Below are 14245 nucleotides of genomic sequence, written 5' to 3' on the forward strand. Positions count from 1 at the left end.
GCTGTCGGCGCCAGGTTCTACGCTGGTGGTCGCCCGCCGGTGTCGGCGGGCAGCAGTCTGCCGAGTAAGGAATGGGCCAGATGCCGCACAGTTCCCCCGCCGCCCGCCCTGCGTTCGCGTACACCGATCTGCTCCCCCAGGGTGAGGACACCACCCCGTACCGGCTGGTGACGGCCGAGGGCGTCTCCACCGTCGAGGGGCCCGACGGGCGTACGTTCCTCAAGGTCGAGCCGGAGGCGCTGCGCAAGCTGGCCGAGGAGGCCGTCCACGACATCCAGCACTACCTGCGTCCGGACCACCTCGCCCAGCTGCGCCGCATCATCGACGACCCGGAGGCCTCGGCGAACGACAAGTTCGTCGCCCTGGACCTGCTCAAGAACGCGAACATCGCGGCGGCCGGCGTGCTGCCCATGTGCCAGGACACGGGCACGGCGATCGTCATGGGCAAGCGCGGCCAGAACGTGCTGACGGCTGGCGAGGACGAGAAGGCCCTCTCCCAGGGCATCTTCGACGCCTACACCAAGCTGAACCTGCGCTACTCGCAGATGGCTCCGCTCACCATGTGGGAGGAGAAGAACACCGGCTCCAACCTGCCCGCGCAGATCGAGCTGTACGCGACGGACGGCGGCGCGTACAAGTTCCTGTTCATGGCCAAGGGCGGCGGCTCGGCCAACAAGTCCTTCCTGTACCAGGAGACGAAGGCCGTCCTGAACGAGGCCTCCATGATGAAGTTCCTGGAGGAGAAGATCCGTTCGCTGGGCACGGCCGCGTGCCCGCCGTACCACCTGGCGATCGTGGTCGGCGGCACGAGCGCCGAGTACGCCCTGAAGACGGCGAAGTACGCCTCCGCGCACTACCTGGACAACCTGCCCACCGAGGGCTCGCCGCTCGGGAACGGCTTCCGGGACGAGGAGCTGGAGGAGAAGGTCTTCGAGCTGACGCAGAAGATCGGGATCGGCGCGCAGTTCGGCGGCAAGTACTTCTGCCACGACGTGCGCGTGGTCCGGCTGCCGCGGCACGGCGCGTCCTGCCCGGTGGCCATCGCCGTGTCCTGCTCGGCCGACCGCCAGGCACTCGCGAAGATCACCCCCGAGGGCGTCTTCCTGGAGCAGCTGGAGAAGGACCCGGCGCGGTTCCTGCCGGAGACCACGGACGAGCACCTGGACGAGTCGTCGGACGTGGTCCGCATCGACCTCAACCAGCCGATGGAGTCGATCCTCGCCGAGCTGACCAAGTACCCGGTCAAGACCCGCCTGTCGCTGACCGGCCCGCTGGTCGTGGCCCGGGACATCGCCCACGCGAAGATCAAGGAGCGGCTCGACGCGGGCGAGGAGATGCCGCAGTACCTCAAGGACCACCCGGTGTACTACGCGGGCCCGGCCAAGACCCCCGAGGGGTACGCGTCCGGCTCCTTCGGCCCGACCACGGCCGGTCGCATGGACTCCTACGTCGAGCAGTTCCAGGCGGCGGGCGGCTCCAAGGTGATGCTGGCCAAGGGCAACCGCAGCCAGCAGGTCACGGACGCCTGCGACAGCCACGGCGGCTTCTACCTCGGCTCGATCGGCGGTCCGGCGGCCCGCCTGGCCCAGGACTGCATCAAGAAGGTCGAGGTCCTGGAGTACGAGGAGCTCGGCATGGAGGCCGTCTGGAAGATCGAGGTCGAGGACTTCCCGGCGTTCATCGTCGTGGACGACAAGGGCAACGACTTCTTCCAGGACCCGGCACCCCAGCCGACGTTCACGACGATCCCGGTCCGGGGCCCCGGCCTGGCCTGACGGGCTGCCCCACGGCTCTCCACGCGCCCCCGCCGGCTTCGGCCGGCGGGGGCGTCGCGCTCCTCCTGGGCCTCCGTGACGCCCCCCGGGACCAATCCGCTCCTTCGCGATGTCAACGAGGTGGCAGTGGCTCGACGCTGATGCCCTGCCACCTGGGAGGGTGACGTGGAGCTTCTCGACGAGCTGGGCCGACTGGACGAACAGCTGCGGGCACGTTGACGGGCCGCCCCGGGAACATCACGTGCCCCGGCGATGCTGATCCCCATGGAGGTGTCCCCAATGGCAGACGGCCAGCACGACGCAGTCGGTTACCGCACCGAGCACGACTCCATGGGCGAAGTCCAGGTCCCCGTCCACGCCAAGTGGCGTGCCCAGACGCAGCGGGCGGTGGAGAACTTCCCCGTCTCCGGTCAGCGGCTCGAGCGCGCGCACATCGAGGCGCTGGCGCGGATCAAGGGCGCCGCGGCCAAGGTGAACGCGCGGCTGGGGGTGCTCGACGAGGACGTCGCCGAGGCGATCCAGGAAGCGGCGGCCGAGGTCGCCGCGGGCAGGTGGGACGAGCACTTCCCGGTCGACGTGTTCCAGACGGGGTCCGGGACCTCGTCCAACATGAACACCAACGAGGTCATCGCCACCCTCGCCGGCGAGCGGCTGGGCCGGGACGTGCACCCCAACGACCACGTCAACGCGTCGCAGTCCTCCAACGACGTCTTCCCGTCGTCGATCCACATCGCCGCCACCGCCGCCGTCACCCGCGACCTGGTCCCCGCCCTGGACCACCTCGCGAGCACGCTGACCCGCAAGGCCGAGGAGTTCGCCGACGTCGTGAAGTCCGGGCGGACGCACCTGATGGACGCCACACCCGTGACCCTCGGTCAGGAGTTCGCCGGATACGCGGCGCAGGTACGGTACGGCGTCGAACGTCTGAACGCCTCCCTGCCCCGGCTGGCCGAGCTGCCCCTCGGCGGTACGGCGGTCGGCACGGGCATCAACACCCCGCCCGGCTTCTCCGCGGCCGTGATCGAGGAGGTCGCCCGCGCCACCGGGCTGCCGCTCACCGAGGCCCGCGACCACTTCGAGGCGCAGGGGGCCAGGGACGGCATCGTCGAGACCAGCGGCCAGCTGCGGACCGTCGCCGTGGGACTGACGAAGATCGCCAACGATCTGCGGTGGATGGCCTCCGGGCCCAGGACCGGGCTCGCCGAGATCTCCCTGCCCGACCTCCAGCCCGGCTCCTCGATCATGCCCGGCAAGGTCAACCCGGTCGTTCCCGAGGCCGTGCTCATGGTCTGCGCGCAGGTCGTCGGCAACGACGCCACCGTCGCCACCGCCGGCGCCTCCGGCAACTTCGAGCTCAACGTGATGCTCCCAGTCATCGCCAGGAACGTGCTGGAGTCGATCCGGCTGCTCGCCAACGTGTCCCGGCTGCTCGCCGACCGGACCGTGGACGGGATCGTCGCCCACCGCGCGCGGGCCCGCGAGTACGCCGAGTCCTCGCCGTCCGTGGTCACCCCGCTCAACAGGTACCTCGGCTACGAGGAGGCGGCGAAGGTCGCCAAGAGGGCGCTCGCCGAGCAGAAGACGATCCGTCAGGTCGTCGTCGAGGGCGGCTACGTCGAGCGCGGTCTGCTCACGGCCCAGCAGCTCGACCGGGCACTGGACGTCCTGCGGATGACACACCCGTAACCACGTGGGAACCGGGCGTGAACCATGCCGTCCCGCGCCGCGGAGGATGCCCGGGGCACCTAATATTTGCGCATGGCACACGACGGAGCGACCGCACACGCGACGACGGGCGGTGTGACGGAGCCCTGGACCCCCGGCAGCCAGATCCTGTGGCGCTACCGGGAGAACGGCGGCGCGCGCTTCCACATCGTGCGGCCCGTGACCGTCGTACAGGACGACCCGGGCCTGCTCGCCGTGTGGATGGCACCCGGCACCGAGTGCGTCAGACCCGTGCTCGCCGACGGCACGCCCGTGCACCAGGAACCGCTCGCGTCGCGCTACACCAAGCCGCGCACCGTGCGGCGCGACCGCTGGTTCGGCACGGGCGTGCTGAAGCTGGCCCGACCCGGTGCGCCCTGGTCGGTGTGGCTGTTCTGGGAGTCGGGCTGGCGGTTCAAGAACTGGTACGTCAACCTGGAGGAGCCGCTGGCCCGCTGGGCGGGCGGAGTCGACTCCGAGGACCACTTTCTGGACATCTCCGTTCACCCGGACCGCAGTTGGCGCTGGCTGGACGAGGACGAGTTCGCGCAGGCGCAGCGCGACGGGCTGGTGGACGCCTCACTCGCCGAACGGATCCGGGCCGCGGGCCGGGAGGCGGTGGAGACCATCCGCGCCTGGCGGGCGCCGTTCTGCGAGTCCTGGCAGCAGTGGCGCCCCGACCCGGCCTGGGAGGTACCGTCACTGCCGGACGACTGGGACCGCGCCCCCACGCGCGTGGCCTCATGAGACCCTTGATGCGCCCCCGGGCGGGAAACGTAGGATCGTCCTCCGCAGCAGGCGAAGGGCCGGTACCAACTCCCGGATCACCCACCGGGTCTGATCGAACGTCACCGAGGGGCGGCAGGACGTGAGCGAGGGGTACGAGGGCAACACCCGTGCGGGCCGCGGTCGGTCCGCCGGCACAGCAACAGCCTCTGACCACGCCGGAAATCCGTTCCTGGGGCATGTATTCCGGGTATCGGGTCTTCGGCGGGACGAACTGCGCGCCCGGCGCGCAGCCCCGGACGGATGGATTCGACACGCGTGACGGAGCAGCCGACCTCCTTCGAACGCCCCCAGCCGGGCGCCGACCCCACGGACGCCCATGGGGCGCTTCTGCGTACCCCCGCCGCCCCGGGGGCCGCGGCGTTACCTCTGCAGTCCGGCCCGGCCGACGACGTCCCGCGTCCGGTCGGCGCGGCCGGGCCCGAGCACTCCCAGCCGGCGTCCGCCGAGCCCGACGCGCACCGTCCGCGCCCCGCCCCGGAAGGCATTCCCGCCCAGCCGGACGCGGCGGCCAGGGTCGCCGGGCCCCCCGACGGCACCGAGCCGGGGCAGCAGGGCACCGAGGCGTCCCGCACGGCGGGCGCGCCCGGTGGTCAGGAGCGCCGGGCCGGGCGTGGCGCTGCTCCCGGAGGCCAGGAGCGACGTACCGGGCAGGGCATGCCGCCCGGGCGGACGCTGCCGATGCGGCGGGACGGGGACCGGTTGCGGTTCGTGGGGGCCGCCACCCGGCGCATCGCCCGCGGCATGGACCTGGACGAGATCGTCCTGGGGCTGTGCCGGGCCACCGTGCCGACCTTCTCCGACGCCATCCTCGTGTATCTGCGCGAGCCGCTGCCGGTGGGCGACGAGCGGCCCGCGGGCCCGCTCGTGCTGCGGCTGCGCCGCACCGACCGGATACCGGCGGAGCGCGACACCGAGCTGGGGTTCATGCCCGCGCCGGTGCCGGAGCAGCCGGCCGAGCTGTCGGCGGTGACCAACGAGCTGTGCGAGGTACGGCCCGGCTCCGCGCTGGGCGAGGTGCTGCGCGGCGTGCGTCCGGTGTTCACGGACACGGAGTCCGCCCACGCCGCGCTGGCGGAACTCCTCGGCGAGGACTCCGAGCTGGTCGTGCCCGACGGGCAGCGCACCATTCTCGCCCCGCTGCGCGGCCGGCGCCGGGTCATCGGCGCGGCGCTGTTCCTGCGCCGTCCGGAGCGCCACGCGTTCCAGCCCGACGACCTGCTCGTCGCCGCCCAGCTCGCCACGCACAGCGCGCTGGGCATCGACAAGGCGGTGCTGTACGGCCGTGAGGCGTACATCGCCGACGAGTTGCAGCGCACCATGCTGCCGGAGACACTGCCCCGCCCCACCGGCGTACGGCTGGCCTCCCGCTATCTGCCCGCCGCGGAGACCGCGCGGGTCGGCGGGGACTGGTACGACGCCATCCCGCTGCCCGGCAGCCGGGTCGCCCTCGTCGTCGGCGACGTCATGGGCCACTCCATGACCTCGGCAGCGATCATGGGCCAGCTGCGCACCACCGCGCAGACCCTGGCCGGGCTCGACCTGCCGCCGCAGGAGGTGCTGCACCACCTCGACGAGCAGGCGCAGCGCCTGGGCTCGGACCGCATGGCGACCTGCCTGTACGCGGTCTACGACCCGGTCGCGCACCGCATCACCATCGCCAACGCCGGTCACCCGCCGCCGGTCCTGCTGCATCTGGGCGGCCATGCCGAGGTGCTGCGGGTGCCGCCGGGCGCGCCGATCGGTGTCGGCGGCGTCGACTTCGAGGCGGTCGAGCTGGACGCCCCGGCGGGCGCGACCCTGCTGCTGTACACCGACGGCCTGGTCGAGTCACGGCTGCGGGACGTGTGGACGGGTATAGAGCAGCTGCGCGAGAAGCTCTCGGTGACCGCGCAGCTCACCGGCCCCGACCATCCGCCGCCGCTGGAGGCGCTGTGCGACGAGGTGCTGGACATGCTCGGCCCGGGCGACCGGGACGACGACATCGCGCTCCTCGCCGCCCGGTTCGACGGCATCGCGCCGAGCGACGTGGCGTACTGGACCCTGGACCCGGAGGACGCCGCTCCCGGCCAGGCCCGCCGCCTGGCCCGCCGGGCGCTGTCCCGCTGGGGCCTGGAGGAGCTCACCGACTCCGTGGAGCTGCTGATCAGCGAGGTCGTCACCAACGCCGTGCGCTACGCCTCCCGCCCGGTCACCCTGCGCCTGCTGCGCACCGATGTGCTGCGCTGCGAGGTCGGTGACGACGTGCCGCAGTTGCCGCGTCTGCGGCAGGCCCGCGCCACGGACGAGGGCGGACGCGGACTGTACCTGGTCAACCGGCTGGCCAGGCGCTGGGGCGCGACCCGGCTGAGCACCGGCAAGGTGGTCTGGTTCGAGCTGAACCAGGGCTGAACCGGGGCTGCGTCGGAACACACGGGCATGCGAAGGGGCGCCCGGCCAAACCGGGCGCCCCTTCGCACTGCTCACCGCGTGCCGCTCACTGATCGTTGGGGAAGAGCGGCTGCTCGCTGGCGCTGTCCGTGGGTTCCTTGCTCGTCGACGGGTCGCTCGGCGACTGCGAGGGTGTCTCGCTCGGCGACTGCGACGGCGACTCGCTCGGCGTGTCACTGGGCGACTCGGACACCGGCGGCTCACTGGTGGTGGGCGACTCCGACGGGGTCTCGCTCGGCGACTCGCTGACCGTGGGGCTCTCCGAGGGCTGGACCGCGGCACCCTGCTGGGTGTCCAGGTCGAACTTGCTGACCTCGCCCATCACGTTGAAGGTGTACTCGGCCCAGATCAGCGCGGGGAAGCCACCGCCGTTGACGCGCGGCACGCCGAGCGTCCCGTACAGCGGGACGTGCTTGCCGTTCTTGGTCGGGTCCTCGCCGAACAGGCCGACCGAGGTGATCAGGTCCGGCGTGTAGCCGGTGAACCAGGCCGACCGGTTCTTGTCGGACGTGCCCGTCTTGCCCGCCACCTGCTGGCCGTCGCGCAGCGGGTTGTCCCGCACCGACACCTTCGCCGTACCGTCGTCGACCACGCCGGTCAGCACGGAGGTGACCGTGTCGGCGGCCTCGCGGCTGATGACCTGGTCGCCGATCGGGTCGGGCATCTTGACCGTACGGTCCTTCTGCTCGGCCGACTTGACGATGGTCGGGGTGACCTTCTGGCCGTGGTTGTCGAGGGTGGCGTAGATCCCGGCCATCTCCAGGGGGCTGGCGCCCATGGAGCCCAGCGTCTGGGCCGGTACGGCCTGCATGCCCTTGGTGTTCATGCCGAGCTTGCCGGCGACCTCCATCACCTTGTCCATGCCCACGTCGACGCCCATCTGCGCGAAGACGGAGTTGACGGACTTGTTCATGGCCGTCTGGACCGTGATGTCGCCGTAGTTCTGGTCGTCCTCGTTGGGCGGCCCGAAGCCGACCTTGGTGCCGTGGTCCAGGACCTGGCGGCCGCTGGTGCCGTCGTAGACGGTGTTCGCCGTGATCGGCCGGCCGTCCTGGGTCCTGGACTCCTCGTCCAGCGCCGCGGCCAGGATCACCGGCTTGAAGGTGGAGGCCGGCTGGAAGTCCTGCCGGGTCGCGTTGCTGTAGTAGTGCTTCAGGTAGTCCTCGCCGCCGTACAGGGCGACGATGTGTCCGGTCTTCGCGTCGACGGAGACGGCACCGGCCTGGACGTGCCCGTCCACCGTCCGCGCCTTCTTGTCCAGCTTGCCGGTGAGCTGGTCCTTGACCGCCTCCTCCAGCGCGGACTGCTTCTTCTTGTCGATGTTCAGGGTGATGTTCCAGCCCTGACCTTCGACCGCCTGCTCCGCCTGGCCCTGGGTCAGGCCCTGGTCCTTCATCAGCTGCTGTTCGAGCTGCTGGTTGGCGAGCGCGATCAGATAGCCCTTCTGGCCCTCCCGCCCGGGAGCGGGCCGGGGCTCCTTGGGGACGGGGAACTTCATGGCCTGCCGCTTGCCGGCGTCCAGCCAGTGCTGCTTGACCATGTTGTCCAGCACGTAGTTCCAGCGCTGCTGCGCGAGCCGTTTGCCGGTGTCGCTCGCGACGGCCCAGTCGTACTGGCTCGGGGCCTGCATCAGGGCGGCGAGGTACGCGCCCTGCTGGACGCTGAGCTTCTCGGCGTCGACGTGGTAGTAGGCCTGCGCGGCGGCCTGGATGCCGTAGGCGCCCCGGCCGTAGTAGCTGGTGTTGATGTACCCGGCGAGGATGTCGTCCTTCGTCATCCGCTGGTCCACCTTCAACGAGATGACCAGTTCCTTCAGCTTGCGCGTGACGGTCTGGTCCTGGTTGAGGTAGAAGTTCTTGACGTACTGCTGGGTGATCGTCGAACCGCCCTGCGCGCCCTTGCCGGACAGCGTGTTGAGCAGACCGCGGGCGGTGCCCTTCAGGTCGACACCGGAGTCGGTGTAGAAGGTCTTGTTCTCGGCGGCGACGAAGCAGTGCTGGACTTCCTTGGGCACCTTGGCCAGGTCCACCACCTCGCGGTTGACCTCGCCGGTACGGGCCAGGACCGTGCCGTCGCTGTACTTGTAGACATTGCTCTGGAGCTGCGCGTCGGCGTTGCCCTCGGGTATGTCCACGACCAGGTACAGCACGATGAAGGCGCCCATGCCCAGCAGGCAGACGCCGAGGAAGGTGCCGAGGATCTTCTTCCAGGTGAACAGGCGGCGTATGCCGCCCCTCCCCTTGCCCGGCCGGGCGGCCCTGCGCGCCGCGGCCCTGCCGCCGCCCGCGGGTCCTATGCCCTCCGCCGGCATCCCGGACGAGCCCTGGGGCGCCGCGCGGCGGCCACCGCGCTGTCGCGCTCGTCTCTCTTCCGCTCGTCCCATGGGTCCGTACGCTCCGCTTCCGTCTCGGCTGTCACTCAGGTGCGTGGTCCGGGTCAGCTCAGAAAACTAACACCGCTGTCTATGACAAAGGCCCCCTGATCCGCCCCGTCACGGACGTGACAATCAGCACCCGCTCCCAGTGGAACCGACGTTCCACAAGCACCAAGGGTTGCCATGACGCGGTAAAGTGATATCAGTTAGATAGACAGCACCCGGGTCCGCGGCACGGAAGAGAAGCGGCGGGCCCACGACGACCAGGGGGATCCGCCATGCCCACACAGCCACCGCGCGACGCCGCACACGACCTCGCGCAGGACTCCGCGCCCGCCACGGAGCTGCCGGAGATTCCCGAGATGCCCCAGCCGCGCGTGCGGGAGTTCCCGGCGCACAGCATCGGAGGCGGGCTCGCCCTGCTCCTCGGCCTCCTCGGAGTGCTGGTCGCCGTGGCCCTGCTCGCGGCCGGTGCGAGCGCCTCGGCCACCGGCGCCAAGGCCGCGTTGATCGTCGTCGCCGTCGTGGTCGGCGTCGGCGCGCTGCTCGGGATGTGCGGGCTGAACATGGTCGCGCCGGGCGAGGCCCGGGTCGTCCAGCTCTTCGGACGCTACCGGGGCACGATCCGCGAGGACGGGCTGCGCTGGGTGAACCCCTTCACCTCGCGGACGAAGATCTCCACCCGGGTCCGCAACCACGAGACCGCCGTGCTCAAGGTCAACGACGCCTACGGCAACCCCATCGAACTCGCCGCGGTCGTCGTGTGGAAGGTGCGGGACACCGCGCAGGCCACCTTCGAGGTGGACGACTTCCTGGAGTTCGTCTCCGTCCAGACCGAGGCGGCCGTACGGCACATCGCCATCGAGTACCCCTACGACGCCCACGACGAGGACGGGCTGTCCCTGCGCGGGAACGCCGAGGAGATCACCGAGAAGCTCGCCGCCGAACTGCACGCGCGCGTGGAGCCGGCCGGAGTGCGGATCGTCGAGTCCCGCTTCACGCATCTGGCCTACGCCCCCGAGATCGCCTCGGCAATGCTCCAGCGGCAGCAGGCCGGGGCGGTCGTCGCGGCCCGCCGGGAGATCGTGGACGGCGCGGTCGGCATGGTCGAGGCCGCGCTCGCCCGGATCTCCGAGCAGGGGATCGTGGAACTGGACGAGGAGCGGAAGGCGGCGATGGTGTCGAACCTGATGGTGGTGCTGTGCGGGGACCGGGCACCGCAGCCCGTGCTGAACACCGGGACGCTCTACCAGTGACCGCCACCGAGGAAGGGCCCTCGCCCGGTCGCCGGCCGCGGCAGCGCAAGCAGGTGCTGCTGCGGCTGGACCCGTCGGTGCACGACGCGCTCGCCCGCTGGGCCTCGGACGAACTCCGCTCGGCCAACGCGCAGATCGAGTTCCTCCTGCGCCGCGCGCTCACGGAGGCGGGCCGGCTGCCGGGCGAGGCCGGCCCCCTCCCCCGCAGGGGCCGGCCTCCGCGCACCCCGCGACCGCCCGAGGAACCCCCGTAGCAGAATCGTGACAAACGCCTCCGACCTGCGGAGTCACCCCTCCCGCAGCTCTCCATGACCCCGTGGGCACGGTGTGTATACATGGCGCGTATACACACTGTGTAGAGTCATCCGCATGTCCATCGGTCACACCCTCCTGGGGCTCCTGGAGTCCGGCCCGCGCCACGGCTACGACCTGAAGCGCACCTTCGACGCGAAGTTCGGCCACGACCGGCCGCTGCACTACGGCCAGGTCTACTCGACGATGTCCCGACTGCTGAAGAACGGGCTCGTCGAGGTCGACGGGATAGAAGCGGGCGACGGCCCCGAGCGCAAGCGGTACGCGATCACCGAGGCCGGCGTCACCGACGTGGAGCGGTGGCTCGCCACGCCGGAGAAGCCGGAGCTGTACCTCCAGTCGACGCTCTACACCAAGGTCGTCCTCGCGCTGCTCACCCACCGCGACGCCGCCGAGATCCTCGACACCCAGCGCGCCGAGCACCTGCGCAGCATGCGGATCCTGACCGAGCGCAAGCGCAAGGGGGACCTCGCCGACCAGCTCGTCTGCGACCACGCCCTGTTCCACCTCGAGGCCGACCTGCGCTGGCTGGAGCTGACCGCGGCCCGCCTCGACAAGCTCCGTGAGGCGGTGGCCCGATGACCCCTCCCGCCGGCTCCCTGCTGACCGCCGAGAACCTGCACAAGGACTACGGCCCGACCACCGCCCTGGACGGCGCCGGGTTCTCCATCCACGCCGGCGAGGTCGTCGCCGTGATGGGCCCCTCCGGCTCCGGCAAGTCCACGCTGCTGCACTGCCTCGCCGGGATCGTCACCCCCGACTCGGGGTCGATCACGTACGACGGCCGTGAGCTGTCGACCATGACCGACGCCCAGCGCAGTGCGCTCAGGCGCTCGGAGTTCGGCTTCGTCTTCCAGTTCGGCCAGTTGGTGCCCGAGCTGACCTGCGTGGAGAACGTGGCCCTGCCGCTCAGGCTGAACGGCACCTCCCGCAAGGCCGCCGAGCGGACGGCGCTCTCCTGGATGGAGCGGCTGGAGGTCGACGACCTGCGCAAGAAGCGCCCCGGCGAGGTCTCCGGCGGTCAGGGTCAGCGCGTCGCGGTCGCGCGGGCGCTGGTCACCGACCCGCGCGTGCTGTTCGCCGACGAGCCGACCGGCGCACTGGACTCGCTCAACGGCGAGCGGGTGATGGAACTGCTCACCGACGCCGCCCGGTCGTCCAACGCGGCGGTCGTCCTCGTCACCCACGAGGCACGGGTCGCCGCGTACTCCGACCGCGAGATCGTCGTACGCGACGGCAAGTCCCGGGACATGGAGCGCGTCGTATGAGCGTCGTGCGTCAGTGGGCCCGCGACCTGAGCATGGGGGCCAGGTTCGCGTTCACGGGAGGACGCGAGGGATGGCTCCGGGTCGTGCTCACGGCGGTCGGCGTCGGGCTCGGCGTGGCACTGCTGCTGCTCACGACCGCGATACCGAGCGCGCTGTCGGTACGGCACGAGCGGAGCGAGGCCCGCGAGGACTACACCTACAGCCAGCACCCCCCGGCGCAGGCCGACGACACCCTGGTGATCGCGGACGTCGACACGACGTACCGCGACAAGGAGGTGCGCGGACGGCTGGTTGCGCCCGACGGGCCGCGGGCTCCGCTCCCACCGGGGGTGAGCGCCTACCCGGGACCGGGCGAGATGGTGGTCTCCCCCGCGTTGGGGGACCTGCTCGACTCCGACTCCGGACGGTTGCTGCGGGAGCGGCTGCCGTACCGCGTGGCCGGCACGATCGCCGAGAGCGGACTCATCGGCTCCCGCGAACTGGCCTACTACGCGGGTGTGAAGGACCTGGCGCCGCGCATCAACGGCTGGCAGGTGGCCCGGATCGCCGAGTTCGGCAGTCCGCAGCGGACGGAGCGCTCGGACCCGGTGCTGCTACTGCTCGTGATGGTCACCTTCGTGGCGCTGCTGATGCCGGTCGCCGTGTTCATCGCCGCGGCGGTGCGGTTCGGCGGCGAGCAGCGCGACCGCAGGCTCGCCGCGCTCCGCCTGGTCGGTTCCGACAGTCGGATGACCCGCCGGATCGCGGCCGGCGAGGCGATGGGCGGCTCGTTGCTCGGACTGGTCCTCGGCACCGTCTTCTTCCTGATGGGCCGCCAGTTCGCCGGGTCCGTCGAGGTCGTCGGCATCAGCGTCTTCCCCAGCTACCTCAACCCCTCCTTCTGGCTGGCCGCGCTGGTCGCGGTCGCGGTGCCGGCCGCGGCGGTGCTGGTCACCCTGCTGGCGCTGCGCGGAGTGGTCATCGAGCCGCTGGGCGTGGTGCGCACGGCGAAGCCCGCGCGGCGACGGCTGTGGTGGCGGCTGCTGCTTCCCGTTGTGGGACTGGGAATGCTCGCCCCTATGTTCGGCCAGGGCCGCGGCAACGGGGACTTCAACCAGTACCTGGTGATCGGCGGCGTGACCCTGCTGCTGATCGGGGTGACCGTGCTGCTGCCGTGGGTCGTGGAGACGGTCGTCGCCCGGCTCGGCGGGGGCGGGGTGGCCTGGCAACTGGCCGTGCGGCGACTTCAGTTGAGCAGCGGTACGGCGGCACGGCTGGTGAGCGGCATCGCGGTCGCGGTGGCCGGGGCGATCGCGCTCCAGATGCTCTTCGCCGGAATCCAGGGCGACTACACCAAGTACTCCGGGAAGAACCTCTTCCGGGCCCAGATGGAGGTGAGCGCGCCGCGGGGCGCCGCGCTCACCGGGACCGCCGGGAAGTTCGCTGCCACGAAGGGCGTGCGGAAGGCCACCGTGCTGTCCCAGGGGTCGATCGGTGACCGGTCCTGGGCGAGCGAGGAGGGACCGAGCCTCTCGGCCACGGTGACGGTCGGCGACTGCGCCTCCCTGCGCGAGGTGGCGCGCATGTCCTCCTGCCGCGACGGGGACGTCTTCGCCCTCAACGGCGGCCAGTTCGACGCCGAGACCGTGAAACTGGTCAGGCCCGGCCGCGAGGTGCACTTCGACATCTCCACGGGTATGGAGCAGGACTCGGACGCCCCGTGGACCGTCCCGGCCACCCTGAAGTCCGCCCGCGCGGTCGAGGACCCGAGGGGAGAAAGGCGCAGCGGCCTGCTGATGACGCCGGCCGCGGTGCCCGCGCGGGTGGCCGCGGCGATCGGAGGTTCGGTCTATCTGTCGATCGACCGGTCGGTACCGAACGTGCACGAGTACGTGCGCAACACGGCGGCGGCGATCGACCCGATGACGGACACCTATGTGTGGGTGGCCACCGAGGAGTCGAAGCGGTTCGCCTCCATCCGCACCGGCCTGTTCGTCGGCGCGACCTGTGTGCTGCTGCTGATCGGGGCGAGCCTGCTGGTGTCGCAGCTGGAGCAGCTGCGGGAACGGAAGAAGCTGCTGTCGGCGCTGGTCGCGTTCGGCACCCGGCGGCGCACGCTGAGTCTGTCGGTGCTGTGGCAGACGGCGGTCCCGGTCGCACTGGGCCTGCTGCTGGCCGCGGCGGTGGGGATGACGCTGGGTGCGGTGCTGCTCAAGATGACGGGCACGACGGTGGGCGTGCACTGGCCGAGCGTGCTGGCGATGACCGGCATGGGCGCGGGAGTCGTCCTCGCGGTCACCCTGCTCAGCCTTCCGCCGCTGCTGCGCCTGATGCGCCCCGAAGGCCTGCGTACGGAGTGAT

General features: G+C 71.1%; 10 protein-coding genes. 9 read left to right on the top strand and 1 reads right to left on the bottom strand.

All coding sequences use genetic code 11. From position 1 onward, the window contains the following. The first annotated feature begins 80 nt into the window (after positions 1–80). From ACTYVM_RS18640 to ACTYVM_RS18655, 4 genes are all read left to right on the top strand, one after another. Positions 81–1775, top strand: a complete 1695-nt coding sequence (locus ACTYVM_RS18640) for a fumarate hydratase (protein WP_445526970.1) — start codon at positions 81–83, stop codon at positions 1773–1775. A 279-nt stretch (positions 1776–2054) separates the two neighbouring features. Next, positions 2055–3461, top strand: coding sequence for a class II fumarate hydratase (locus ACTYVM_RS18645; protein ID WP_445526971.1), 1407 nt, complete (start codon positions 2055–2057; stop codon positions 3459–3461). Positions 3462–3533: 72 nt separating this feature from the next. Further along, the gene (fomD, locus tag ACTYVM_RS18650; protein ID WP_445526972.1) at positions 3534–4226 is read left to right on the top strand and encodes a cytidylyl-2-hydroxypropylphosphonate hydrolase; all 693 of its coding nucleotides are present in this window, start codon (positions 3534–3536) and stop codon (positions 4224–4226) included. A gap of 297 nt (positions 4227–4523) precedes the next feature. Beyond that, on the top strand, positions 4524–6656 hold the full coding sequence (locus ACTYVM_RS18655) for a SpoIIE family protein phosphatase (protein ID WP_445526973.1): 2133 nt from the start codon (positions 4524–4526) through the stop codon (positions 6654–6656). 85 nt (positions 6657–6741) lie between these two features. Here the strand turns inward: ACTYVM_RS18655 and ACTYVM_RS18660 are convergent, their stop codons facing one another. After that, entirely contained in the window at positions 6742–9078 is a 2337-nt protein-coding gene (locus tag ACTYVM_RS18660) for a transglycosylase domain-containing protein (RefSeq protein WP_445526974.1), read from the bottom strand. A gap of 353 nt (positions 9079–9431) precedes the next feature. Between ACTYVM_RS18660 and ACTYVM_RS18665 the strand changes: the two genes are divergently transcribed. The 5 genes from ACTYVM_RS18665 (at position 9432) to ACTYVM_RS18685 (ending at position 14244) form a co-directional block, all read left to right on the top strand. Beyond that, the gene (locus ACTYVM_RS18665) at positions 9432–10325 is read left to right on the top strand and encodes an SPFH domain-containing protein (protein ID WP_445527015.1); all 894 of its coding nucleotides are present in this window, start codon (positions 9432–9434) and stop codon (positions 10323–10325) included. Then, on the top strand, positions 10322–10579 hold the full coding sequence (locus tag ACTYVM_RS18670) for a type II toxin-antitoxin system antitoxin (protein WP_445526975.1): 258 nt from the start codon (positions 10322–10324) through the stop codon (positions 10577–10579). The genes ACTYVM_RS18665 and ACTYVM_RS18670 overlap by 4 nt, the downstream gene beginning before the upstream one ends. Before the next feature lie 115 nt (positions 10580–10694). Then, entirely contained in the window at positions 10695–11219 is a 525-nt protein-coding gene (locus ACTYVM_RS18675) for a PadR family transcriptional regulator (protein ID WP_445526976.1), read from the top strand. After that, entirely contained in the window at positions 11216–11905 is a 690-nt protein-coding gene (locus ACTYVM_RS18680; protein ID WP_445526977.1) for an ABC transporter ATP-binding protein, read from the top strand. The genes ACTYVM_RS18675 and ACTYVM_RS18680 overlap by 4 nt, the downstream gene beginning before the upstream one ends. Beyond that, entirely contained in the window at positions 11902–14244 is a 2343-nt protein-coding gene (locus ACTYVM_RS18685; protein WP_445526978.1) for an FtsX-like permease family protein, read from the top strand. The genes ACTYVM_RS18680 and ACTYVM_RS18685 overlap by 4 nt, the downstream gene beginning before the upstream one ends. Position 14245 lies beyond the last annotated feature (1 nt).

Source organism: Streptomyces cyslabdanicus, from assembly GCF_052663305.1.

Bases quoted from the DNA above. Each gene is read 5' to 3' on its own strand.
- ACTYVM_RS18680 (WP_445526977.1), top strand. From the start codon at position 11,216: ATGACCCCTCCCGCCGGCTCCCTGCTGACCGCCGAGAACCTGCACAAG.
- ACTYVM_RS18660 (WP_445526974.1), bottom strand. From the start codon at position 9,078: ATGGGACGAGCGGAAGAGAGACGAGCGCGACAGCGCGGTGGCCGCCGC.
- ACTYVM_RS18685 (WP_445526978.1), top strand. From the start codon at position 11,902: ATGAGCGTCGTGCGTCAGTGGGCCCGCGACCTGAGCATGGGGGCCAGG.
- ACTYVM_RS18675 (WP_445526976.1), top strand. From the start codon at position 10,695: ATGTCCATCGGTCACACCCTCCTGGGGCTCCTGGAGTCCGGCCCGCGC.
- ACTYVM_RS18640 (WP_445526970.1), top strand. From the start codon at position 81: ATGCCGCACAGTTCCCCCGCCGCCCGCCCTGCGTTCGCGTACACCGAT.
- ACTYVM_RS18665 (WP_445527015.1), top strand. From the start codon at position 9,432: ATGCCCCAGCCGCGCGTGCGGGAGTTCCCGGCGCACAGCATCGGAGGC.
- ACTYVM_RS18645 (WP_445526971.1), top strand. From the start codon at position 2,055: ATGGCAGACGGCCAGCACGACGCAGTCGGTTACCGCACCGAGCACGAC.
- fomD (WP_445526972.1), top strand. From the start codon at position 3,534: ATGGCACACGACGGAGCGACCGCACACGCGACGACGGGCGGTGTGACG.